Genomic DNA, 22,126 nt, shown 5'->3' on the forward strand with positions numbered 1-22,126 from the left:
GTCTGAATGCGCAATGAACGTTGCCGGAGTGACATGATTTCCGTGCAGAAATAAATCGGGCCGCGACCGCATCGCCCGCCACAATCCGGCCTAACGCGTAGCTGTTCATCCCAACACTTCGTCAAAGAACCTTCCGGGGAAGTTCACCACCATGACCAATCTTCGTTTCGTGCTGCTCGCGACGACGGCTCTGACCGCGATGCAATTCGCAAGCTCCGCATCGCAAGCGCAAAGTGCGCCGCCGCTCGTGGTCGCACAGGCGCAGCCTCAAGATGCAGGCCCTGACGGAAAACCGAAGCAGCCGCCGAAGGGACCCGCGGCTGCGCCGCCTGCTGGGCCCGCACGCCCGGCCGCTCCGCCGCCCGCCGCTGCACCGCCCCACCCGCCCGCTGCGCCGCCGCCGGCTGCCGCACCGCCGCGTCCCGCCGCGCCGCCACCGCCTCCGCCGCCACCTGCGGCCCGTCCGGCTCCCCCGCCGCCACCACCGCCGCCTGCTGCACCGAAGCAGCCGTCGCCGCCTCCGGCCGCGGCGCCGCAGCAGCACGCCCCGACACCTCCACCTCCGCCGCCTGCGGCACGCCCGGCTCCCACGCCGCCGGCACCGCCGCCTGCTGCAGGTCCGCAGCACGCACCCACGCCGCCGCCTCCCGCAGCACGTCCGGCCCCGACGCCACCAGCGCCGCCGCCGGCTGCAACGCCTCCGGGCCGCCCCGCTCCGGGCCCCGCGGCGACGCCTTCTCCCGCACCCGCAGCGCCGACGGCGCGACCGGGAGCGCCTGCTCCGACCGCCACACCTGCCCCGACTGCGACACCCGCGCCGACTGCAACGCCGGCTCCGGGCAGCACGCCTGGCGCACCGCCGGCGGGCCGCCCCGGCGCACCGCCGCCCGGCGCACGTCCCGGCACGCCTCCGGCTGCAGGATCGCCGGCTCCCGGTGCCGCGCCCGCTCCGACGGCCACGCCGGCTCCCGGCAGCACGCCGACGCCACCGCCCGGACGTCCGGGTGCGGCAACGCCGGGCCCCGGCGCGGCTCCGGCCCCGACTGCGACGCCAACCCCTGGTCAGCAGGGTGCAACGCCGCCCGCGGCCGGAACCCCGCCTGCCGGCCCGCAGGCTGGTGCCCCGCCCCGGCCGCCGGCGCCTCCCGCCGGCGCTGCCGCGCCGACCGTCGTCCCTGGCACACCGGCCGCCGCGCCGCCGCCCGACAGGGCACAATACAGGCCGCCGACGGTCGCGCCCGCCTTCCGGGCCGCGCCGACGGTCGCCGCGCCCTTGCCGCCTCCGCCGCGCCCACAGCAACGCGACCTGACCCCGCTCGCGATCGGTGCAGGCGTGGTGGCCGGCGCCGTGATCGGCGCCACCATTGCCGACATGCACAGCCAGCGACGCGAGGTCGTCGAAGGCGGCCGCACCGTCTACACCGAGCCGGACCGCATCATCATCCGCGATCCGGGCGGGCAGGCTTACGTCCGTGGCAACGACCTCTATCGCTTCCGCTATGGCGCCCGTGACATCCGCACCGACACCGTCGGCGGTGAAACCCGCACCGTCGTGGTCCGTCCCGACGGCAGCGAGATCATCACCGTGGTCGGTGCGGACGGTTCGCTGCGGCGGCGAATCCGCAGGGACCCCCGCGGGGGCGAGCTCGTCATCATCGACAACACCTACCGCGATCCGCGGGCAGTCGGCGGCTTCTATGTCGACGTGCCGCCGCCGGTCGTGAACATTCCCTACGACCGCTACATCGTCGACGCCCAGGAGGCATCGCCGGACGTGATCTACCAGACCATGGTGGCACCGCCGGTACAGCGGATCGATCGGCGTTACTCGCTCGACGAGATCCGCTACAGCCCCAATGTTCGCATGCAGATGCCGAGCATCGACGTCAACACGATCAACTTCGAGACGGGATCGTGGACCATCCCGCCGGACCAGGCGGCCCGGCTGCAGGTGATCGCCGACGGCCTCAACCAGGCGATTCAGCAGAACCCGCGCGCGGTGTTCCTGATCGAGGGACACACCGACGCGGTCGGCAACGAGGTCGACAATCTGTCATTGTCGGACCGTCGTGCGCAGTCCGCGGCCGAATTGCTAACGCAGCAGTTCAACGTGCCCGCGGAGAACCTGACGTCGCAGGGCTATGGCGAGCAGTATCTGAAGGAGCAGTCGCAAGGGCCGAGCCTGATCAACCGGCGCGTGACCATCCGCAACATCACGCCGCTGCTCAATGGCGGCCAGGCCAACGCGGCGCCTCCGCCGCGGCAGTAAGTCCCTCGCAACGAGAAAATGGCCGGGAGCAATCCCGGCCATTTTTGTTTGGCGCGCGTCTCGCCCTTAATGCGCGGCGGCAAGCCCAAGCGCATCCGCGATGACGCGAAACACTTCCGTATTGTCCATCGAACCCTGCACGCGCTCGCTGCCAGGTCCGGTCGCGGTCAGGATGACGTCCTCACCCGAATGCACACTGGCGCCGATCATCGCCGGCAGATTGCCCGGGCGCAGCACGACGCCTGGAACATCCTTGTATCTGTCGTTGGCCTTGAACGTCCCGTCCTCCGCACCCTTCACGGTCGGCTCGTTGGGATTGTCGAGCTTCGGGCGGAACGTCTCGTAATGGTCCGGCAGGCTGGCCGAGAAGATGGCAAGCCGCCGGCTCACGTCGATGCGGGCCGGATAACCCTCCGCATCCGGCGCCGGATAATTCGGAAACCCGGCCTGATCGTAGACGCCGACGCGCTCGCGCAGCGGCACGTTGGGCGCGGTGCCCATGTCGTCATTCACCGTGCCGACGAGGCTGTTGGGATGATTGTGGTCCGCCAACACCAGGATGAGGGTGTCCTCGCCGCGCGCGCGCGCCCATTCACGGGTCTGGCGCACCGCGTTGTCGAGCATGATCGTGTCGAAGACGGCGCGCTCCATGTCGAGCAAATGCGCGTATTTGTCGATCATTCCGGACTCGACCATCAGGAAGAAGCCAGCCTCGTTCTTCGCCAGGATGTTCAGCGCTGCCTGCACCTGCTCGGTCAAGTCAGGTTGCTCGGGAAATTTCTTCACGCCGCCGCCTCTGAGGAATTTACGATCCAGCGCGCCGTCCATGTTGCCGGTGGCGAACAGGCCGAGCAGCTTGCTGGTCTCCGGCTTTGCGGCAGAAGCGCCGAGCTCGCCCGCGGTGGTCACCACCTGATAGCCTGCGTCACGAAACTTCGCGATGTAGTCGGTCTCGTCCTTGCGCTTGGAGCCGGCGGCGGATTTCGGCAGGAAATTCGCGCTGCCGCCGCCCATCAGCACATCCGGCTTGGCCGCGAACAACTGCTCGACGATCTCGTCATAGGCCGCGCGCCGGCGCGTGTGCGCGACCATCGCCGCCGGCGTTGCGTCCTCGATCTCGGTGTTGGTGACGACGCCGATCGCTATGCCGAGCCGCCTCCGGGCAAGGCTCGTGATGGTTTCGACCCGGGGATCGTCGAACGGGCTTGCGGTGCGGTCCGCGTAGACGCCGAGGGCGTTGACGGCAGCCTTGTGCCCGGTCGCATAGGCGCTGGCCGAGTTCGCGGAGTCCGTGATGATCGAGTCCGAGCCCGCGGTCGCCACCAGTGCCATGTGAGGCATGTCGTCGATAGCGAGCTTGCCGCGGCTCTTGCCCTCCGAGATGCCCTTGGACAGGATTCGGGCCGCGACCCGATGCGCCGGCGACATGCCGTCACCGATGAACAGGATGACGTTCTTCGCCTTGCGCGGACCCGTGTCGTAGACCGTCCACGTGATGCTGCGCTGGCGCGTGCCGTCACTCACATCCACGGCAATGCTGCCCGGCGTGGTCAGCGTGACGTCGCGCAGGATCAGCGCCGACTGCTCCTTGCCGTCCTCGCGGTCGATGAAGGTCGCCGAACGGCCGAACGCGGTCGCGTAATCCGCGCCGTTCACCGTCACCTTCAGCTTGGCGGGATCGACCGGCCCGGGGAATTCGACCTTGAAGTCGAATTGGGCTCCGGCCAGGATCTCGGCACGATCGATCGGATAGATCGTCTGTGCCGACAGTGACGTTGTCCAAAGCAAGACGATGAGAGAGGCGAGTGCCGATCCCTTGACCATGTTCGATGCTCCGCGATGCCCATTCCGGGGGAAACGGGGAGCCTAACGGCCGAGGATGACACCGTCATTATGTCGCGCATCGCCCGATCGGGCGGCAAAAGGCCTCAACCCTTGTCGCTCTCGAGCCGGAAGATCTGCGAGCCTTCGCTGCCCGACAAAAGGCCGGTGTCGCTGTAGAGCTTCAGCTTGGTGCGGGTGTCGGCGATGTCGAGGTTGCGCATGGTCAGCTGGCCGATGCGGTCGGCCGGCGAGAACGCGGCATCCTCGACCTTCTCCATGCTGAGCCTTTCCGGCGCATAGGTAAGGTTCGGGCTCTCGGTGTTGAGGATCGAATAATCGTTGCCGCGGCGCAGCTCCAGCGTCACCTCGCCGGTAACGGCGCGCGCGACCCAGCGCTGCGCGGTCTCGCGCAGCATCAGGGCCTGCGAGTCGAACCAGCGGCCCTGATAAAGCAGCCGGCCGAGGCGCATGCCGCTGATGCGGTACTGCTCGATGGTGTCCTCGTTGTGGATGCCGGTGACGAGGCGCTCATAGGCGATGTGCAAGAGCGCCATGCCCGGCGCTTCATAGATGCCGCGGCTCTTGGCCTCGATGATGCGGTTCTCGATCTGGTCGCTCATACCGAGGCCGTGACGGCCACCGATGACGTTGGCCTCCAGGAACAGCGCGACGGGATCGGCGAAGGTCTGGCCGTTCAGCGCTGTGGGCTGACCTTCTTCAAAGCGCACGACGACCTTCTCGGCCTTGACGGCACAATCGTCGCGCCAGAATGGCACGCCCATGATCGGGTTGACGATCTTGATGCCGCTGTCGAGGCTCTCGAGGTCCTTGGCCTCGTGCGTGGCGCCGAGCAGATTGCTGTCGGTCGAATACGCCTTCTCGGCGCTCATCTTGTAGGCAAAGCCCTGCGCGGTCATGAACGCCGACATTTCGGCGCGGCCGCCAAGCTCGTCGATGAACTGCTGGTCGAGCCAGGGCTTGTAGATCTTCAGGCCGGGATTGGTGAGCAGGCCGTAGCGGTAGAAGCGCTCGATGTCGTTGCCCTTGAAGGTCGAGCCGTCGCCCCAGATATTGACGCCGTCTTCCTTCATCGCCGCGACCAGCATCGTGCCGGTGACGGCGCGGCCGAGCGGGGTGGTATTGAAATAGGTAATACCGCCTGTCGAGATATGGAAGGCGCCCGACTGGATCGCGGCGATGCCTTCATGGACCAGCTGCGTGCGGCAATCGACGAGCCGGGCCTTCTCGGCACCGAACTCCATCGCCTTGCGCGGGATCTCGTTGTAGTCGGCCTCGTCGGGCTGGCCGAGATTGGCGGTGTAGGCATAGCAGCGCGCGCCCTTCTGCTTCATCCAGAGCAGCGCCGCCGAGGTGTCGAGGCCGCCCGAAAAAGCGATGCCGACTTTCTCACCCTTGGGCAGGCTTTTCAGGATCGTGGTCATGGCGCTTCCAATCGGGTCTCAAAGGGCTGATGTCATGGACGGGTTGACCGCGCGAATATCAAATTTCGCGGGGCTCGGCACCCATTTAATGGCTTAAACCGAGGGTTCGGGACCGGTCTTGCCGCCGAACAGGCGCCGGCGGAGCCGGTAGGCGGGCATGTTCAGCCGGGTCAGGGCGGCATCGACCGCCTCGTCCGAGAACCGGGTCCGTGGCCAGCGGTAGATCAGCGCGTAGGCAAACCAGATCACGACGAAACTGACGAGACCGGCGATCGCCACATCGGTGAAGAAATGACCGCCAAAGGCCATGCGCAGCCCGCTGGTGACGGCGCCGAACACCACCGCGCCGGCATAGGCGAGCGGGCGCCATGCCGGCGGCGCCAGCGCGGCCGGCGCCAGCGTCCAGAACGCGGTCGCGCCCTCGCCCGAGAAGAACGAGCAGTTGCGCGCGCAGCCGCCGCGCGGATCCCACCACGCCACGAACTGCTGGTCGCCGGCAAACTGCGTCACCACCACCGGGCGCGGGCGGCCCCAATAGGTCTTGAAGGTGAGGTTGGTGAGGATGCCGGCCGACATGATGATCGTGACCAGCAGGAACACGATCGCGCGACCCGACACCATCAAGGGACGGTCGGGCCGGATCATCTTGACCACGAGCGCCACAAGCGAGGGCAGCACGAAGGCCCATGCGACCCACATCGCAGCGTCACGCGCAAAGCCCGCCCAGTCGTTCAGCTTGAGCGGAAAGGTTTTGGTTTGGGGGTCGAAGAACAGCGACGCCAGCTTGAGATCGAGCTCGGGATAGAGGCCGAAAACAACGCCGATCACGAGCCACAGCGCCAGGGCGATGAAGAGTCCAGTCCGGTTCATGGCGGGCGGTTTAGCGGAGAGACGACGACATGAAAACCCCGGTGAAGGTGCCCATCCTCCCCTGGGAGGGTGTCAGAGAGCATCATCTTGCATCCGGCCTTGAATTCGACGGCAGCGGCGGAGGCGGTCGGCGCGGGGGCGGCGGGATGCGCCAGGCGCCGGCATTGCGGCCGGCGATCAGCCAGTAGACCACGCCGGCGACGATGCCCGCGCCGGTCATGATCTCCAGATGGCGCCGCACGATGCCTTCGAACTGAAACGTGTCGGAGTGAAAGGGAACGAGGCCGAGATAGCAGGCAAGTCCGACGAGGCCGCCGCCGACGGCATAAGCGAGCGCGCTGCGGATGTAGAGGGCTTCGGTGATCGCAACGATCACTGCCGCCGGCACCAGCGCAAAGCCGGAGACGAAGATGAAGCCGAAGCCGAGCAAAATGTCGATCGCGCCCTGATCGACGGGGCCGGCGCCGAGATCGGCGAACTCCGGAAACAGCAGCGCGACGACCACGATCATGCCGCCGACGAAACAGGCGGCGAGGAAGCCGATGAAGATGACGATGAGGCGGCCGATCAGGGACATGCGGAGGAAGTCACCGTAGTCGTCATTGCGAGCGCAGCGACTTGTCCGCCGAAGCCTTGGCGAAGGCGGAAGCAATCCAGAGATACGTCTGCAGACACAGTCTGGAATGCTTCGTCGCTACGCTCCTCGCAATGACGAGCATGCGAGAGCGCGGTCATGACAACCTAATCCGTCATTGCCATGGCGCGCAGTGCCTGCCGTTCGCGTGCGCTGAGCTTCTCGGTCTCCGACTTGAGCTGGCCGCAGGCGGCGAGGATGTCGCGGCCGCGCGGGGTGCGCACCGGCGAGGAATAGCCGGCATTAAAAATGTATTCGGAGAATTTCTCGATCTGGTCCCAGTCCGAACATTCATAGGCGGTTCCGGGCCAGGGATTGAACGGGATCAGGTTGATCTTGGCGTGAATGCCCTTGAGCAGCTTCACCAGCAGTTTTGCATCGTCGAGCGAATCGTTGACGCCCTTGAGCATCACATATTCGAAGGTGATGCGGCGCGCGTTGGAGGCGCCGGGATAATCGCGGGAGGCCTGCAGCAGCTCCTTGATCGGATATTTGCGGTTGAGCGGCACCAGCTCGTTGCGCAGCTCGTCGCGCACCGCATGCAGCGAGATCGCGAGCATGACGCCGATCTCCTCGCCGGCGCGCACGATGTTCGGCACCACGCCCGAGGTCGACAGCGTGATGCGTCGGCGGGAGATGCCGATGCCTTCATTGTCGCCGACGATCAGCAGCGCATCGCGCACCGCGTCGAAATTATAGAGCGGCTCGCCCATCCCCATCATCACGATATTGGTGACGCGGCGTGTGCCGTCCTCGCGATCGGCCCAATCGTTCAGGCGATCCCGCGCCACCATGATCTGTCCGACGATCTCGCCGGCGGTGAGATTGCGCACCAGGCGCTGCGTGCCGGTGTGGCAGAACGAGCAGTTCAGCGTGCAGCCGACCTGCGAGGAGACGCACAGCGTGCCGCGATCGGTCTCGGGAATGTAGACGCATTCGACTTCATGAGCGCGCTCGACATTGTCGCCGCTCGGCAGACGCAGCAGCCATTTGCGGGTGCCGTCGTTGGAGATCTGCTCGGCCACGACTTCGGGCCGGTCGACCGTAAAATGCTGCGCGAGCTCGGCGCGAATGCCCTTCGAGATCGAGGTCATGTCGTCGAAGCTCTGGGCGCCGCGAAAATAGAGCCAGTGCCAGAGCTGCTGCACGCGCATCTTGCGCTGCGCCGGCGCGACGCCCACCTCGCCGAGGCGATCGGCAAGCTCCGTGCGCGACAGACCGATCAGCGAAGGCCTCGCCGGCGGCACATAGGTCTCGAGTGGCGTCTTCTCCACCAGGATTGCGTTATGCGGCTCGGTCGTCGGTTGCATTGAATGGACCTAAAGGTTTTGCGGCGTTTCGGAATGGTCCGAAGGGATCGCAAAGCGACCCTGAGGACCAGACCTGAGGTGCGCAACTGCGCACCGGGGAAGCTCGAGATTCCGGGGTTCGACGCTGCGCATCGCCCCGGAATGACGGAAGAAATCTGGAACCGGCCTTATATAGCAACCGGAACAGCCGATTGCGACCGTGGCTGTCGCTTAGCCTTAAAGGACTAAGCCTTACCGCCGGCAATCCTGCGCGATCTTGTCCAGCGCCTGGGCGAGGCCTTTCAGCGAGAACGTGTCGGTCGTCTCGGTGCCCTTGGCCGAGACCCCCTTGACGACCAGCTCGGCGGATTTGCGCATGGCTTCGACCATCCGCTCCTCCTCGGCCGCGTTCTTGATCCAGAGGCCGTCGCCCTGCGTGTACATGGCGAAGGCGGCGCCGCCGACCTCGACCGACGATTCCGAGCCTGGCTTCAGCGCGTAACCGATCATGACCGAAACTTCGTTGTTCACCTTCTCGGCCGGACGGGTCGAGACGAAGGCATAAGCGGGATCGCGCGGCCGATTCGGCGGATTGGTCTTCGACGACGAGGGTTTTGCCAGCGCGAAGCAGACCTTCTTGCCGTTGGGCGTCGCCGAATAAGCGCCCCAGGTGCCGAACTGGCCGATCAGGGTCGGCTCCGCGCCACCCGCAACCGCTGCGGGCGGGGCCGCAGGCTTGCTCTCGGGCTTTGCCGCGCTCTTTGCAGCCGTATTGGCCGCCGGAGCCGCCGACTTCGGTGCGGCCTTCGGCGCCGGTTGCGTCGTCTGCGCCCGCGCAAGATCGGCGATCCCGCACGTCATCATGCCGATCATCAAAGCTAAAGATAGCACCCGCCACATGCTGGAGTGGTTCCCTCAATATTGTGACTGGAAGATGGCCCGGCCGCGCTTTGTCCCCCGGCAGGGATAACCGGAAAAGTCCAATTTGGGAAGGCAGTTAGCGGTATCAGCGGCGCCTTAAGCTTTGGACCGCGCGGCGCGCTGGTCGGCCCATTGCGTCTCGGTCCAACGTAACAAATCCTCGGCGCCGGAACTGCGCAAATGCGCGCCACCGTCGATGACGACCATCTCGCCATTGATGTAGGCGGCGCGGTCCGAGACCAGGAAGCTGGCGAGATCGGCAAGCTCGCCGTGCTCTCCGGTCCGGCCAAGCGGATTGCGCGCGGTCCAGCCTTCGTCACGGCCTTCGGGGCGGAGCTGCCCCGACGCGCCCGCGGTTGGGAACGGACCAGGGGCGATGGCGACGGTGCGGATGCCTTTCGGGCCCCATTCCACGGCGAGACTTCTGGTCATCGCCAGCAGCGCCGATTTCGCCATCGCCGAGGGCACGGTGAAGGCGCGGCCGGTGATGGTCGAGGTCGAGAGGATCGAGAGCACGACGCCGCCATGCTGGTCCTCGATCCAGCGCCTGCCGGCGGCCAGCGTGCAGTACATCGCGCCATGCAACGTCGGCGCCAGGATCGCATCGGCGGCGCGGAACGACAGATGCTCGCTCTGTGCGATGAACGTCGCAGCGGCGTTGTTGACGAGGATGTCGAGCGGCGCCTCGTGCCAGATCTGCTCCATCATGCTGTCGACGGCCGCGCCGTCGCGGATGTCGCAGGCGATCGTCGTGACCTTGCCACCGGTCTGCGCGCGCATCTCGCTCGCGGTTGCTTCCAGCCGGTCGAGCTTGCGGCCGCAGATCACGAGCTCGGCGCCGAGTGCAAGGAAACGGCGCCCCATCGCGGCGCCGAGGCCCGAGCCGCCGCCGGTGACGAGGATGCGCTTGTCCCTCAGCAGGCCTGTTTCAAACATCGTTTGAATCCTCCCTTTTCTTCTTGCTCCGTCATTGCGAGCGCAGCGAAGCAATCCAGAATCCGTCCGGCGGAAATAGTCTGGATTGCTTGCTGCGCTCGGATGACGAGGATAGGCCCTCGCGCCGCCCGAGACAAAGAATCCGGATTGTCCGGCCGCAGTAAATCCGGCAGAAACGGCCAAACTATAATTCCACCCAAAACGCCCAAGGTGCCGCTATGAAAGCCATCCTCTGCTCGCAATATTGCCAGCCTGACGATCTCGTACTGGCTGAGGTGCCGGATCCGGTGGCAGGTCCCGGTGAAGCGGTGATCGCGATCAAGGCGGCGGCGCTGAACTTCTTCGACATCCTGATGATTCAGGGCAAGTATCAGATCAAGCCGCCGTTCCCGTTCTCGCCGGCCGCCGAAGTCGCGGGCGTGATCGAGAGCATCGGCTCCGGCGTGACCGATCTGAAAGTCGGCGATCGCGTCGTCGCTTCCTGCGGCCACAACGGCGCGCGTGAGAAGATCGCGCTGCCGGCGGCGTCGATCGTGAAGATCCCCGACAATCTCGACTACGACCGCGCGGCCGGCATCATCATCATCTACGGCACGGCGCTGCATGCGTTGGAAGATCGCGCCAGCCCGAAGCCGGGCGAGACGCTCGCGGTGTTAGGTGCGGCCGGCGGCACCGGCCTTGCCGCCTGCGAGCTCGGCAAGCTGATGGGCCTGAAGGTGATCGCCTGCGCCTCGTCGGACGAGAAGCTCGAGTTCGCGAAGGCGCACGGCGCCGAGCTGACGCTGAACTACGCCAAGGAAGACCTCAAGGAAGGTTTGCGAAAACTCACGGGCGGCAAGGGCGTTGATATCATCTTCGATCCGGTTGGCGGTGCCTATGCCGAGCAGGCGCTGCGCTCGATCGCCTGGGAAGGCCGCTTCCTCGTGATCGGTTTCGCCGCGGGCGACATTCCGAAGATGCCGCTGAACCTCGCGCTGCTGAAAGGCTGCGACATCCGCGGCGTGTTCTGGGGTGCCTGGACGCGGCAGAACCCGGAGAAGAACCGCGCCAATCTCGAGAAGCTCGTGAAGTGGACGGCGGAAGGAAAGATCTCGTCGCATGTCGACCGCACCTTCCCGCTGGCGCAGACAGCAGATGCACTGAAGGTGCTCGCGGGACGTCAGGCCATGGGCAAGGTGATTTTGCATCCGTGAGGATGTAGGCGTCGCCATCGCCACATACAAAACTGTCACCGCTCGAATCGCTGGCGTCGCTGAAGCTGCGCCAGCTTTTTCGTGCGCCGTCGCTTGGTAATGAGCCCTCAACCATTCCCGCCAAAATTGCGGTGCATTCCCCTGCTTTGCCGCAATCAAACCCAAATCTCTCCCGATTCGCGCAAATCGTCGTCGTTTTTTGGGCTGATTCAGACGGCGATTTACCGGTTCCAGTTTGCGGGGTACCTCTGGACAACAATAAAAAGACTGAAGCCGGGAATGCCCCTGCGTTGCGTTAGTAATGGGGAGCATCACCATGGAGACGACGGCGTACCGCCCGTCCAAGGAGTCGAGTGCGCTCGACTTCAATCGAGCCGCATCACATCCGCCGACCGCGTCCTTTGTCCGTGCGCGCGCCGCACGGGCCGATCTTTCGCAGGACGATCCGATTCCGCTGTTCCTGTCCGATCCGCTCGGCGCGCCGGACCCAAGCGAATATACGCCGGTGGAGTTGCGTTCCAGAATTGTGCCGCGTGTTCTCGCGGCTGCTCTGGCGGCGTCCACCCTGGCAGTTCTGGCCGTATTGTTTCAGTCCGACTTTCGCGGCTTCTTCACTGCCAATGCCGGTAGCTCGGTGGGGCTCGCGCCGGACATGGCCATGGCGTCGGCCAACGCGCCGGCGATACCACAGACCCCGCTCAAGGATCCGGCCCGCGTGTCCAACACGACGCTGGCGAGCGCCGACGCACGGGACCTCCCTGCACCGACGGTGCCAAGCCGCGAAGCGATAGCGACCGCCTATCAGGTTGCGCTGCAAGCGCAAGGACCGGTGCAAGGACCGGTGCAAGCACCGGAGCCCGTCGCCGCACAGCCTACACCGCCTGAACCGGTCAGGACGCTCGACGCCGACACGCTGGCAGCGTTGATGACGCGCGCGAAGAGCCTGTTGAGGATCGGTGACATCGCCGCAGCGCGGCTGCTGCTCGAACGCGCGGCCAATGCGCAAGATGCAACGGCGGCGCTTCTGCTGGCGCAGACCTATGATCCCACGGTGCTCGGCACCAGCGACGCGCGAAGTGTCATTGCCGACGCATCCGCCGCACGTGACTGGTACCAGCGGGCTGCATCACTCGGATCGGCGGAGGCGCGCCAGCGTCTCGTCCGGATTCAGAACTAGAACTATTCAGGGGACATCATGCGTAACGCTTTTGGAATGGCACTTGCCGCCATCATGACGATCTATGCCTCCACGGCCGGCGCCGAGCAGACCGAATACGATCCGGCCAAGGTCTCGGACGGCCTGAAGGCCATCTTCCAGTTCGGCTCGACCTCGACCAAGCAGGCGCTGAACGCCAACACCGTCACGCTGATCACCGGCACGATCGGCGGCACCTATGTGCAGTTCGGCGCCGACCTCGCCTCGGTGCTCGACGACGGCAACAAGATCCGCGTGCTGCCGATCGTCGGCCGTGGCTCGGTGCAGAGCGTCGCCGACATCCTATTCCTGCAAGGGGTCGATCTCGGCATCGTGCGGGCCGATACGCTCGACTATCTCGAGCGCAAGGGTTTTGCCAAGGACATCAAGAAGCAATTCACCTATGTGACGAAGCTCTACAACGAAGAGATGCAGGTGATCGCGCCGAAATCTGTTGCGACGCTGAAGGATCTCGAAGGCAAGACGGTCAGCGTCGACCTGCCCAATGGCGGCACCTTCGTCACCGCGCTCACCGTATTCGAGCGGCTCGGCATCAAGGCGAAATTCGTCTATGTCGAGCAGCGCATCGCAATGGAAAAGCTGAAGGCCGGTGAGATCGACGCCGTCATCGTGGTCGGCGGCAAGCCGTACAAATCCGTCTCGACCTTCGGCAATGACGGCCGCTTCCATCTTGCCAAGGTCGACTATGCAAAGCCGCTCCAGAGCGACTATCTGCCGGCGACGCTGACGACCAAGGACTATCCGAACCTGATCAAGGAGGGCGAGAGCGTGGACACCATCGCGGTGCCAGCGGTGCTCGCGGCCTATAGTTGGGCGCCAAACACCGAACGCTATCGCAAGCTCGCGCTGTTCGTGGACGCGTTCTTCACGAAATTCCCGGCGCTCCAGAACCCGCCCTTCCATCCCAAGTGGAAGGAGGTCTCGCTCGCGGCGCCCCTGTCGGGTTGGAACAGATTGCCGGTGGCGCAGCAATGGCTCGACAAGCACGGCGTCGAGCCGGTGACACGGCAACGATTCGAGGCGTTCCTGAAGCAGAGCCCCACGGCCGCAAAGGTCTCCGACGCGGACAGGGAAACGCTGTTCAAGCAATTCCAGGCATGGGACGCGGAGAAGGCGCGGGTGGAGGCGGGCAAGAAATAGCGAGCGCGTTTCGTCGCCACACACTCAGTGTCATCGCCCGGCTTGACCAATGGCCAACCTGTCAGTGATGTGTCCGAACAGGTGTCAGCCATGTCCCCGGACTACACATCAAGCCGGGGCATGACAGCGGAATGTGTGGTTGAATCCGCGTTGACTACGCCGCTTCCACGTCCGCATCGCCCTCCTCACCCACCCCGCGCTTCAGCACAGCACGGGCGGCTTCGCGGTGCTCATTGGTGATGTGGCCGGAAACCATGCGGATGGCGGTGGCGAGCACGGCGGCGTCGTCGGCGAAGCCGAGGACCGGCATCACGTCGGCGACGAAATCGAACGGCAGGATGAAATAGGCGATCGCACCCAACAGCGCGGCCTGGACGTGGCGCGGGGTCTGCCGGTCGAACGCGCAGTAATAAGCAGCAAGCAGGTCTTCCGCGAACGGCAGCTGCGCGGCGACACGCTTCAGCTTGCGCCAGAAGCGGCGGCGTACGCTCTCACGATCTTCCGCGAGCCGATCGGCCGGCTCGAAACCGACGCTGTGTTCGGCAGCCATGTTCGACAAACTCCCCGTTCAGCCGGGCGACGATCCCGATCCCGGCTGATCACAAGATGGGGATGTGGCCGATCCCTGCAAGACGTCGGCCCGGTCTCAGCCTGCGATCGCGTTCATCGTCTTGGCCAGCGCGATGTCGAGCGCGGTGACGCCGCCGGCGTCGTGGGTCGACAGCACCACGTCCACCGTCTTGTAGACGTTACGCCATTCGGGGTGGTGATCCATCTTCTCGGCGGCCAGCGCAGCGCGGGTCATGAAGCCGAACGCCTCGTTGAAATCCTTGAAGATAAAGGTTTTGCCGATGGCATCCCGGCCCTGAACCTCGCTCCAACCGGGTAGTCCGCCCAGCGCCTGCCTGCGCGCCTCCGCCGAAAGCCGATCTGCCATGGTCATGTCTCCGTCCTTCAGGGGAACTTTACCCTAACACCCCGCTGGCGCCCGGGTTCATACGGGGATTTCCGCCATCCGCTAACCATGACGGAGATGTAACCCCGCCGCACAAGAAATTTGCTACAATTGCGGGCGTAAATCGCCGGCCAAGATGAAACTGAGCCTGAAGCGCCTGTTTGGGAGATCGATGACCGGGGGATTGGACCTGGCCGAAACGCCCTCTCCGCCTTCGCCGCGATCCGCGGCGCGGAAGACCGCGCTCGTGTCTCTTGCGCTCGTGCTTGCGATCATCGGCGCGCTCGTCGGCGGCTACTACTTCGCCATGCGGCCGGTGACGTTGAAGATCGCGGTCGGTCCCGCCAACAGCGACGACGTCAAGGTCGTGCAGGCGCTGACGCAGGCCTTCACGCAGAGCAAGGGCCAAGTGCGGCTGCGGCCGATCCAGACCGACGGCGCCACCGCCAGTGCCAATGCGCTTGCGGAAGGCAAGGTCGATCTCGCCATCGTGCGCGGCGACCTCGACGTGCCCAAGAACGCGCAGGCGGTCGCGACACTGCGCAAGAACGTCGTGGTGCTGTGGTCCGTGCCTAGCAAAGGCAAGAAGCGGGGCGCGAAGATCACCAAGATCTCGCAACTCACCGGCCATCGCGTCGGCGTCGTCGGCCGCACCCAGGCCAACGTCAATCTGCTCAAGGTGATCCTCCAGCAATATAACGTCGATCCCGCCAAGGTCGAGATCGTGCAATTCCCGGCCAACGAGGTCGCCGAAGCGATCAAGGCCCAGAAGGCCGACGTCTATCTCGCAGCCGGCCCGGTCAACAGCAAGATCACGGCAGACGCGATCGCCGCCTCCACCAAGGATTTCGGTGCGCCCAGCTTCCTCGCGATCGAGTCCGCGGATGCGATCGCGCAGAACCATCCGGTCTACGAAGCGTCCGAGATTCCCGCCGGCACCTATGGCGGCTCGCCCGCCCGCCCGGATGACGAGGTCAAGACCATCAGCTTCTCGCACCACATCGTGGCGCGCAAAGGCGTGTCCGAAACCACTATCGCGGCGTTCACGCGCCAGCTCTTCGCCGTGCGCCAGCAGCTGGTGACGGAATTCCCGCTGGCGGCGAAGATCGAGACACCCGACACCGACAAGGACGCGGTGATCCCGGTGCATCCGGGCGCTGCCGCCTTCGTCGACGGCGAGGAAAAGACCTTCCTCGACAAATACAGCGATTACATCTGGTGGAGCCTGATGGCGTTGTCCGCCATGGGCTCGATCGGCGCTTGGTTCGCGGGCTATCTGAAGAAGGACGAGCGCGACAACAACAACCATCAGCGCGAACGGCTGCTCGACATGATCGCCGCCGCACGCAAATGCGAGACGACCGAAGAGCTCGACCAGATGCAGACCGAGGCCGACGAGATCCTGCGCGACACGCTGCGCTGCTTCGATCACGGCGCGATCGAGGAAGCCGCGCTCACCGCCTTCAACATCGCACTCGACCAGTTCCACGCCGCCGTCGCCGACCGCAAGGCGGTGCTGTTCAGCCTGCCGCAGAACCTGCAGCGGGCCGGCGCCCAGTTCAGGGCCGCCGGCAACGCGTGAACGCTTGCGCGCGTTATAGCTGCGTCACATTGTCTCAATATAGGTTCACCGTCATTCCGGGGCGCGCAACGCGCGAATCCGGAATCTCGAGATTCCGGGTTCTGATCCTTCGGACCGTCCGGGAATGACGGCGCGAGATGCGCGCAGCACAGCGAGCCAAGCATGAACATCAGATTCTCCCGCCGCCGCTTCCTCGCCACCGGCGCCGGTGCGCTCGGCGCGGTCGCGATGCCCCATCTCTCGCGCGCGGCCGATCGGCCGATGGTCACTCATGGCGTCCAGTCGGGCGACGTCACTATCGACGGCGGCGTGGTGTGGGCGCGCACCGATCGGCCCGCGCAGATGCTGGTCGAGGTGGCGACGACGGAGTCATTCAGGGATGCCCGCGCGCTGCCGCCGATCGCAGCGCTCCCCGAGAGCGACTTTACCGCGAAGATGCTGATCGAGAATCTGCCGGCTAGCCAGGACATCTTTTACCGCGTCCGCTTCCGCGATCTCTCCCACAGCGCCATCGAGGGCGAGCTGGTGGTCGGCCGCTTCCGCACCGCGCCGGCCGACCGCCGCGACGTCAGCTTCGTCTGGGGCGGAGACGTCGCCGGCCAGGGCTGGGGTATCAATCCCGATGACGGCGGCATGTTCACCTTCTCGGCGATGCGCAAGCACCGTCCGGATTTCTTCCTGCATTCGGGCGACACCATCTATGCCGACGGCCCGATTGTATCCGAGGTGAAGCTCGCCGACGGCAAGATCTGGAAGAATGTCACCATCCCCGAGAAGGCCAAGGTCGCCGAGACGCTGGACGAGTACCGCGCCGCGCACAAATACAATTTCACCGACGACAACCTCCGCGCCTTCAATGCCGAGGTGCCGATCTTCGTGCAATGGGACGACCACGAGGTGACCAACAACTGGTCGCTCTCGAAGGAATTACCGGCCGCCTACAAGGAGCGCGACATCGCCCTGCTCGCCGCCCGCGCGGGCCGCGCCTTCCACGAGATGTATCCGATGCGCGAGAGCATCGTTGAGCCGGGCCGGGTCTATCGCCAGATCTCCTACGGCCCGCATCTCGACGTGTTCGTGCTCGACGAGCGCAGCTATCGCGGTCCGAACGGCGCCAATCTCGAAACCGCTTACGGCCCCGCCAGCTACTTCCTCGGCCCGGACCAGATCGCCTGGCTCAAGCGCGGCCTGCTCAATTCACGCGCGACCTGGAAGGTGATCGCTTCCGACATGCCGCTCAGCCTCGTCGTCGCGGACACGCCGAAGGGCGGCTCGGAAGCAATCGCGCAGGGTGACGGCCCGGTCCGCGGCCGCGAGTTCGAGATCGCCGACATCCTGCGTTTCATCAAGATGGCGCCGATCAGCAACACGGTGTGGCTGACGGCGGACGTGCACTACGCCGCCGCGCATTATTACGATCCGAACAAGGCGCAATTCCAGGAGTTCGAGCCGTTCTGGGAATTCGTCTCGGGCCCGCTGCATGCCGGCACGTTCGGTCCGAACGCGCTCGACAACACCTTTGGACCCGAGGTGCGCTTCGTCAAGGCGCCGGGCAAGGACAGCCAGAACCTGCCGCCCTCCGCCGGCATGCAGTTCTTCGGTCACGTCAAGATCGACGGCGCCTCGGGCCAGATGACGGTGACCTTGCGCGACCGCACCGACGTCGCGCTGTGGTCGACCACGCTCGATCCGAAGCAGGCCTGATCGCTAGTCGAGGGCGCGCACCTTCAGCGCCGCCTCCAGCGCGTCGCTCGAGCACGGCTTCTGCAACCGCGGCTGGCTGGAGAATTCAGGCGGAATGCGCGCCTCGGCGCCATAGCCGGTGACGAAGACGAACGGGATCTTCAGCGCAGCCAGCCGCTCCGCGACCGCAAAGCTCGTCTCGCGGATCAACTCGACATCGAGCAGCGCGAAATCGGGCGCGCGGTTGGCGATGGCGCCGAGCGCCTGCGTCACCGACCCGACGGTCCGCACGCCCGGCACTCCAAACCCGAGCAGACGGTCCTCGAAATCGATGGCGATGATCGGATCGTCCTCGACGATCAGAACGTCGGCCGGCCAGCTTGAGCCATTGGAAAGTGCGGGTGTCATGATCGCATCTTGTGTGTGGGGGTTCGGATCAGGACTGCCGCGACACGATGCCTGCGCACAGCGCATCGGAGGGTTCCCGGAACGAAACCCACCACATTGCCGTTCTCTAGTCTGTCCACTTGTGCACACAGGGAATGCAAGGAACTCGTTAAGGTGGGGAGGAAGATCGGAGTTCACGATGGATGCGCGTATCAGCAAGATGACCGAGGTCGAGAGCCGTCCGGCCAACAATTTATTGCGGCGTTTGAGCCAACCAGACTACGCCCTGCTCGCACCGCACGTGGCCGTCGAAAACTCCGCAGCCGGCCAGCTGCTCTACAGCCCCGGTGACGACGTCCAGGTCGTCCACTTCCCCTGCGGACCGGCGCTCGCGACCTTTCTGGTCCCCAACGAGGATGGCCGAGACGTCGAGACCATCCTGGTCGGTCGCGAAGGCGCGGTGGGCGGTATCGTCAGCGAGGGATTCCTGCCGGCCTATACCCGGATCTGCGTGAAATTCGGCGGCCCGTTTGCGCGCGTTCATGTCGCCAAGCTGGAAGCGGCCAAGCTGCGCTCGGCGTCGCTGCGCAACATCTTTGCCCGCTACGCCGATTGCATGCTGGCGCAGATCTTCCAGTCGACCGCCTGCAATGCCATCCATTCGATCGAACAGCGGACCGCCAAATGGATCCTGGCGGCGATGGAGCGCACCGGCGACGAGGACAGCGTGCCGCTGACCCACGAACAGCTTGCGACGCTGCTCGGCGTTGGTCGCAGCTATGCCAGCCGCGTGCTTCAATCGTTCAAGGCGGAACGGATTCTCGACACGAGGCGCGGATCGATCCTGGTTCGCAACCGCGACGGCCTGAGGCTTCGCGCCTGCCTGTGCAACGACGCGGTGAAAATGCACTTCGAGGAGGTGCTGCGCGGCGTCTACCCGACCGAGGAGCGGGAGGCCGGCTAGCGGTCCGCCTCGCTTCCCCGGCGTGGAGAACGAGCAGGCGCACTATCCCGCACGGCCGGAACCTGGGCTAATATCCCCCGGCATGAGCGGGGCTTTCCTACACACCATCTTCGACGTCTTGGCGTGGCTGGCGGCGGCGGCGGCCGTCTACTGGCTGTCGCGGCAGCGCCTGCAGTTTCCGGCGCAATCCTTCGAGCTGCCCTATATCGCGGCGCTGGTGTTCGGCGCGGGCCTCGGGGCCTACCTGTTCGGCTCCGCCAATCTGTGGCTGTCGGGCGAGAGCGGCATTGCGCGCTCGGTCGAGGGCGCGCTGGCCGGCGGCATCGTGGCGATCGAGCTCTACAAATGGTCCGCGGGGATCGCCGCGCGAACCGGTGCCCGTTTTGCGCTGCCGCTGGCGCTCGGCATCGCGATCGGCCGGCTCGGCTGCTACTTCGCGGGCCTCGACGATTTCACCTATGGCACGCCGACGACGCTGCCATGGGCCCATGATTTCGGCGACGGCATCCTGCGCCATCCCGTGCAGCTCTACGAGAGCGCGGCCATGGTCGTATTCGCGCTGCTCTATGTGCTGGCGGCCGTGAACCGGAACGCCTTTGTGATCACCAATGGTTTCTACCTGGTTCTCGTCTATTATGGAGCGCAACGCTTCGTCTGGGAATTCCTCAAGCCCTACGGCCCGCTGATCGGCCCCTTCACCCTGTTTCACCTGCTGTCGCTGTCCATTTTGCTCTACGCCGGCGTCATGCTGGCGACGGCGCCCAAAGCGAGACGCTTACAAAACGAGATACTTGCATGAACGCGCCGTTGCGTAAGTCGCGTCCCTATATTTTCTGGGGCCAGACCCAATCTCTTTGCGAGACCTGCCTGAAGCTGGTGCCAACCAAGATCCAGATCCTGGACAACGAGGTCTGGTACGAAAAGCGCTGCAAGGAGCATGGCGTCCAGTCGACGCTGGTGTCGACGGATGCCGCCTATTGGCGCCTGTGCAAGGATTTCATCAAACCCGGCGACCGGCCGCTGCAATTCCAGCAGCGCACGGAATTCGGCTGTCCCTATGATTGCGGTCTCTGTTCCGACCACGAGCAGCATTCCTGCCTGGCGCTGATCGAGATCACCGAGCACTGCAACCTCACCTGCCCGGTCTGCTTTGCGGAATCCTCGCCGGCACGCACGAAATTCACGCCGCTCGCGACGATCGAGAAGATGCTGGACGCGCTGGTCGCAAGCGAGGGCGAGCCCGATCTCGTGCAGATTTCCGGCGGCGAGCCGACGCTGCATCCCGATTTCTTCGAGATCCTGGATGCCGTGCGCGCCCGCCCGATCCGGCACGTCATGATCAACACCAACGGCCTGCGCATCGCCCGCGAAAAGGATTTCGTGGCGCGGCTCGCCGAGAACAGGCGCGGGCTGGAGGTCTATCTCCAGTTCGATTCACTGCAGCGCGATGCGCTGATCGACCTGCGCGGCGCGGATTTGCGAAAAATCCGCCAGCAGGCGCTGGAGAATCTCGAGCATTTTGGCGTGTCGACCACGCTGGTCGCGACCATCAAACGCGGCGTCAATGATTCCGAGATCGGCGACATCGTTCGCCACGCCCTGACCTGGACATGCGTGCGCGGCGTCACGCTGCAGCCGGTGCAGGACGCCGGCCGCAACGAGAATTTCGACGAGAAAACCGACCGCATCATGCTGTCGGAGATCCGCAAGCGCGTGATCGAGACCGGCGTGTTCGGTGACAAGGACATGATCCCGTTGCCCTGCAATCCCGAAAGCATCTCGATCGGCTATGGCCTGCGCAATGGCGAGAGGGTGCTGCCGCTGACCTCGCTGATCCCGCAGGAGCAGCTGGTCGCGGTGATGCCCAACACCATCAGCCCGGAGAAATATCCGGTGCTGCGGGAAAAGTTCGTCGATCTGTTCTCGCTGTCGTCGGGCCCCCTCAACACCTCCGAGCGCGTCTGCGAGCTGTTGTGCTGCCTGCCGAGCTTTCAGGTGCCGGAGGGGCTCTCTTACGAGAACGTCTTCCGCGTCACCATCGTGCAGTTTCTGGATCGCTTCAATTTCTGCGTCGGCAACGTCAAGCGCAGCTGCATCCATTTCGTGACGGAGCAAGGCGCGATCATACCTTTCGACACCTACAATCTGTTCTACCGCAACGGCAAGATCGACGGCATTCGCGCGGCGCTGCACGGCGACACTTATCGGGAAACCACGCAGCGCGAGGAGATGCCTCGTTGAGCGAGACGCCTCCAACTCCACCATCGCGAAGCGGACTTGTCACCGCGTTGATGGTGATGTTCGGGGTGATCCTGTTGCTGCCCGGCATCTGCGCCTTGATCTTCATCGCTGACTCGTCGATCCCCTTGGATATCCGTTTCGTCCCCGTCCTCGTCCTCACACTGCTGGTGGCATTCGCCGGCGTGATGCTGATCAGGGCCGCGAGAAAGAAACCATGAGCGATTCCGGCCACACCCCACCGGCAGTGCCTCCGCAGAACCAGCAACAGCGCGGCGGCTGCCTGACCGCGCTGATGGCGATCGCCGGAATCTTCATGCTGCTGCCGGGGCTCTGCGCGCTCCTGTTCGGCGGAATGTCGGTGGTCGAGGGTGGCCAGATCCCCTCCGACATCGCGTCGCTGGTGTTTTTGGGACTAGTCATCGGCATCGGAGGCGTCGTCTTGATCTGGGCGGCCATCATGGGACGAAAGGCCCCGCCGGCACGGAACGGCAGCTAACCCCCGGAGATTCCCGGGCAAAATTCAGTCAACCAAGGTCCAAAGAACGCATTGTTTTTTGGCGTTTTTTGCATATATTGCGCC

The 22,126-nt window shown here is 64.9% G+C and carries 21 protein-coding genes; 11 read left to right on the forward strand and 10 right to left on the reverse strand.

The genetic code is table 11. The annotated features are described in order from the left end of the window. The first annotated feature begins 151 nt into the window (after positions 1-151). Positions 152-2,269, forward strand: coding sequence for an OmpA family protein (locus tag BM190_RS30950; RefSeq protein WP_018318937.1), 2,118 nt, complete (start codon positions 152-154; stop codon positions 2,267-2,269). A gap of 66 nt (positions 2,270-2,335) precedes the next feature. Here the strand turns inward: BM190_RS30950 and BM190_RS30955 are convergent, their stop codons facing one another. The 7 genes from BM190_RS30955 to BM190_RS30985 all read right to left on the reverse strand — a co-directional run bounded on the left by BM190_RS30955 (position 2,336) and on the right by BM190_RS30985 (position 10,185). Beyond that, positions 2,336-4,093: an alkaline phosphatase gene (locus tag BM190_RS30955; RefSeq protein WP_092261471.1), complete on the reverse strand. Its 1,758-nt coding sequence runs from the start codon at positions 4,091-4,093 to the stop codon at positions 2,336-2,338. 104 nt (positions 4,094-4,197) lie between these two features. Continuing rightward, positions 4,198-5,535 (reverse strand): argininosuccinate synthase, encoded by a 1,338-nt coding sequence (gene argG, locus BM190_RS30960; protein ID WP_018318939.1) that lies wholly within the window; start codon positions 5,533-5,535, stop codon positions 4,198-4,200. A gap of 93 nt (positions 5,536-5,628) precedes the next feature. After that, a complete protein-coding gene (locus tag BM190_RS30965; RefSeq protein WP_018318940.1) occupies positions 5,629-6,405 on the reverse strand; it encodes a phosphatase PAP2 family protein in 777 nt (258 codons plus the stop codon). A gap of 82 nt (positions 6,406-6,487) precedes the next feature. Beyond that, positions 6,488-6,982, reverse strand: a complete 495-nt coding sequence (locus BM190_RS30970; RefSeq protein WP_018318941.1) for a hypothetical protein — start codon at positions 6,980-6,982, stop codon at positions 6,488-6,490. Between the two features lie 164 nt (positions 6,983-7,146). Next, positions 7,147-8,349: a dual-specificity RNA methyltransferase RlmN gene (gene rlmN, locus BM190_RS30975; protein WP_092261472.1), complete on the reverse strand. Its 1,203-nt coding sequence runs from the start codon at positions 8,347-8,349 to the stop codon at positions 7,147-7,149. A 231-nt stretch (positions 8,350-8,580) separates the two neighbouring features. Continuing rightward, positions 8,581-9,228, reverse strand: a complete 648-nt coding sequence (locus tag BM190_RS30980) for an invasion associated locus B family protein (RefSeq protein ID WP_018318943.1) — start codon at positions 9,226-9,228, stop codon at positions 8,581-8,583. A 117-nt stretch (positions 9,229-9,345) separates the two neighbouring features. Next, positions 9,346-10,185, reverse strand: coding sequence for an SDR family oxidoreductase (locus BM190_RS30985; RefSeq protein WP_092261473.1), 840 nt, complete (start codon positions 10,183-10,185; stop codon positions 9,346-9,348). Between the two features lie 218 nt (positions 10,186-10,403). Between BM190_RS30985 and BM190_RS30990 the strand changes: the two genes are divergently transcribed. The 3 genes from BM190_RS30990 (at position 10,404) to BM190_RS31000 (ending at position 13,734) form a co-directional block, all read left to right on the forward strand. After that, positions 10,404-11,378, forward strand: a complete 975-nt coding sequence (locus tag BM190_RS30990) for an NADPH:quinone oxidoreductase family protein (protein ID WP_018318945.1) — start codon at positions 10,404-10,406, stop codon at positions 11,376-11,378. Between the two features lie 316 nt (positions 11,379-11,694). Beyond that, positions 11,695-12,555 (forward strand): hypothetical protein, encoded by an 861-nt coding sequence (locus BM190_RS30995; RefSeq protein WP_092261515.1) that lies wholly within the window; start codon positions 11,695-11,697, stop codon positions 12,553-12,555. 18 nt (positions 12,556-12,573) lie between these two features. Continuing rightward, complete coding sequence (locus tag BM190_RS31000) at positions 12,574-13,734, forward strand: TAXI family TRAP transporter solute-binding subunit (RefSeq protein WP_018318946.1); 1,161 nt, start codon at positions 12,574-12,576, stop codon at positions 13,732-13,734. Positions 13,735-13,888: 154 nt separating this feature from the next. Here the strand turns inward: BM190_RS31000 and BM190_RS31005 are convergent, their stop codons facing one another. After that, positions 13,889-14,284, reverse strand: a complete 396-nt coding sequence (locus tag BM190_RS31005; RefSeq protein ID WP_092261474.1) for a YkvA family protein — start codon at positions 14,282-14,284, stop codon at positions 13,889-13,891. A gap of 96 nt (positions 14,285-14,380) precedes the next feature. After that, positions 14,381-14,677, reverse strand: coding sequence for a 4a-hydroxytetrahydrobiopterin dehydratase (locus BM190_RS31010; RefSeq protein ID WP_283806132.1), 297 nt, complete (start codon positions 14,675-14,677; stop codon positions 14,381-14,383). Between the two features lie 148 nt (positions 14,678-14,825). Here BM190_RS31010 and BM190_RS31015 point away from each other — a divergent pair, with 148 nt between their 5' ends. After that, entirely contained in the window at positions 14,826-16,271 is a 1,446-nt protein-coding gene (locus BM190_RS31015) for a TAXI family TRAP transporter solute-binding subunit (protein ID WP_092261475.1), read from the forward strand. A gap of 162 nt (positions 16,272-16,433) precedes the next feature. Further along, positions 16,434-17,975 carry an alkaline phosphatase D family protein gene (locus BM190_RS31020; RefSeq protein WP_092261476.1) on the forward strand — a complete coding sequence of 514 codons (1,542 nt, stop codon included), beginning with the start codon at positions 16,434-16,436 and terminating at the stop codon, positions 17,973-17,975. Between the two features lie 3 nt (positions 17,976-17,978). On the opposite strand, the gene BM190_RS31025 is transcribed toward BM190_RS31020, so the two are convergent. Further along, on the reverse strand, positions 17,979-18,362 hold the full coding sequence (locus tag BM190_RS31025; protein WP_092261477.1) for a response regulator: 384 nt from the start codon (positions 18,360-18,362) through the stop codon (positions 17,979-17,981). Between the two features lie 178 nt (positions 18,363-18,540). Between BM190_RS31025 and BM190_RS31030 the strand changes: the two genes are divergently transcribed. The 5 genes from BM190_RS31030 to BM190_RS31050 all read left to right on the forward strand — a co-directional run bounded on the left by BM190_RS31030 (position 18,541) and on the right by BM190_RS31050 (position 22,042). Continuing rightward, positions 18,541-19,305 (forward strand): Crp/Fnr family transcriptional regulator, encoded by a 765-nt coding sequence (locus BM190_RS31030; protein ID WP_092261478.1) that lies wholly within the window; start codon positions 18,541-18,543, stop codon positions 19,303-19,305. 82 nt (positions 19,306-19,387) lie between these two features. Continuing rightward, entirely contained in the window at positions 19,388-20,104 is a 717-nt protein-coding gene (locus BM190_RS31035) for a prolipoprotein diacylglyceryl transferase (RefSeq protein WP_092261479.1), read from the forward strand. Then, positions 20,101-21,546, forward strand: a complete 1,446-nt coding sequence (locus BM190_RS31040; RefSeq protein WP_092261480.1) for a radical SAM protein — start codon at positions 20,101-20,103, stop codon at positions 21,544-21,546. The genes BM190_RS31035 and BM190_RS31040 overlap by 4 nt, the downstream gene beginning before the upstream one ends. After that, positions 21,543-21,764, forward strand: coding sequence for a hypothetical protein (locus BM190_RS31045; RefSeq protein ID WP_092261481.1), 222 nt, complete (start codon positions 21,543-21,545; stop codon positions 21,762-21,764). The genes BM190_RS31040 and BM190_RS31045 overlap by 4 nt, the downstream gene beginning before the upstream one ends. Continuing rightward, positions 21,761-22,042: a hypothetical protein gene (locus BM190_RS31050; RefSeq protein ID WP_092261482.1), complete on the forward strand. Its 282-nt coding sequence runs from the start codon at positions 21,761-21,763 to the stop codon at positions 22,040-22,042. Before BM190_RS31045 ends, BM190_RS31050 begins: the two co-directional genes overlap by 4 nt. The last annotated feature ends 84 nt before the right edge of the window (positions 22,043-22,126 follow it).

The sequence above is a fragment of the Bradyrhizobium sp. Rc3b genome, from assembly GCF_900114915.1.
In the GTDB taxonomy this organism is placed as follows: Bacteria; Pseudomonadota; Alphaproteobacteria; order Rhizobiales; family Xanthobacteraceae; genus Bradyrhizobium.

Coding starts and splice junctions, on each gene's coding strand:
- BM190_RS30950 (WP_018318937.1), top strand. CDS start 152: ATGACCAATCTTCGTTTCGTGCTGCTCGCGACGACGGCTCTGACCGCG.
- argG (WP_018318939.1), bottom strand. CDS start 5,535: ATGACCACGATCCTGAAAAGCCTGCCCAAGGGTGAGAAAGTCGGCATC.
- BM190_RS31030 (WP_092261478.1), top strand. CDS start 18,541: ATGGATGCGCGTATCAGCAAGATGACCGAGGTCGAGAGCCGTCCGGCC.
- rlmN (WP_092261472.1), bottom strand. CDS start 8,349: ATGCAACCGACGACCGAGCCGCATAACGCAATCCTGGTGGAGAAGACG.
- BM190_RS30980 (WP_018318943.1), bottom strand. CDS start 9,228: ATGTGGCGGGTGCTATCTTTAGCTTTGATGATCGGCATGATGACGTGC.
- BM190_RS31015 (WP_092261475.1), top strand. CDS start 14,826: ATGAAACTGAGCCTGAAGCGCCTGTTTGGGAGATCGATGACCGGGGGA.
- BM190_RS31035 (WP_092261479.1), top strand. CDS start 19,388: ATGAGCGGGGCTTTCCTACACACCATCTTCGACGTCTTGGCGTGGCTG.
- BM190_RS30985 (WP_092261473.1), bottom strand. CDS start 10,185: ATGTTTGAAACAGGCCTGCTGAGGGACAAGCGCATCCTCGTCACCGGC.
- BM190_RS31010 (WP_283806132.1), bottom strand. CDS start 14,677: ATGACCATGGCAGATCGGCTTTCGGCGGAGGCGCGCAGGCAGGCGCTG.
- BM190_RS31050 (WP_092261482.1), top strand. CDS start 21,761: ATGAGCGATTCCGGCCACACCCCACCGGCAGTGCCTCCGCAGAACCAG.
- BM190_RS30955 (WP_092261471.1), bottom strand. CDS start 4,093: ATGGTCAAGGGATCGGCACTCGCCTCTCTCATCGTCTTGCTTTGGACA.
- BM190_RS30970 (WP_018318941.1), bottom strand. CDS start 6,982: ATGTCCCTGATCGGCCGCCTCATCGTCATCTTCATCGGCTTCCTCGCC.
- BM190_RS31020 (WP_092261476.1), top strand. CDS start 16,434: ATGAACATCAGATTCTCCCGCCGCCGCTTCCTCGCCACCGGCGCCGGT.
- BM190_RS31000 (WP_018318946.1), top strand. CDS start 12,574: ATGCGTAACGCTTTTGGAATGGCACTTGCCGCCATCATGACGATCTAT.
- BM190_RS30995 (WP_092261515.1), top strand. CDS start 11,695: ATGGAGACGACGGCGTACCGCCCGTCCAAGGAGTCGAGTGCGCTCGAC.
- BM190_RS30990 (WP_018318945.1), top strand. CDS start 10,404: ATGAAAGCCATCCTCTGCTCGCAATATTGCCAGCCTGACGATCTCGTA.
- BM190_RS30965 (WP_018318940.1), bottom strand. CDS start 6,405: ATGAACCGGACTGGACTCTTCATCGCCCTGGCGCTGTGGCTCGTGATC.
- BM190_RS31040 (WP_092261480.1), top strand. CDS start 20,101: ATGAACGCGCCGTTGCGTAAGTCGCGTCCCTATATTTTCTGGGGCCAG.
- BM190_RS31005 (WP_092261474.1), bottom strand. CDS start 14,284: ATGGCTGCCGAACACAGCGTCGGTTTCGAGCCGGCCGATCGGCTCGCG.
- BM190_RS31025 (WP_092261477.1), bottom strand. CDS start 18,362: ATGACACCCGCACTTTCCAATGGCTCAAGCTGGCCGGCCGACGTTCTG.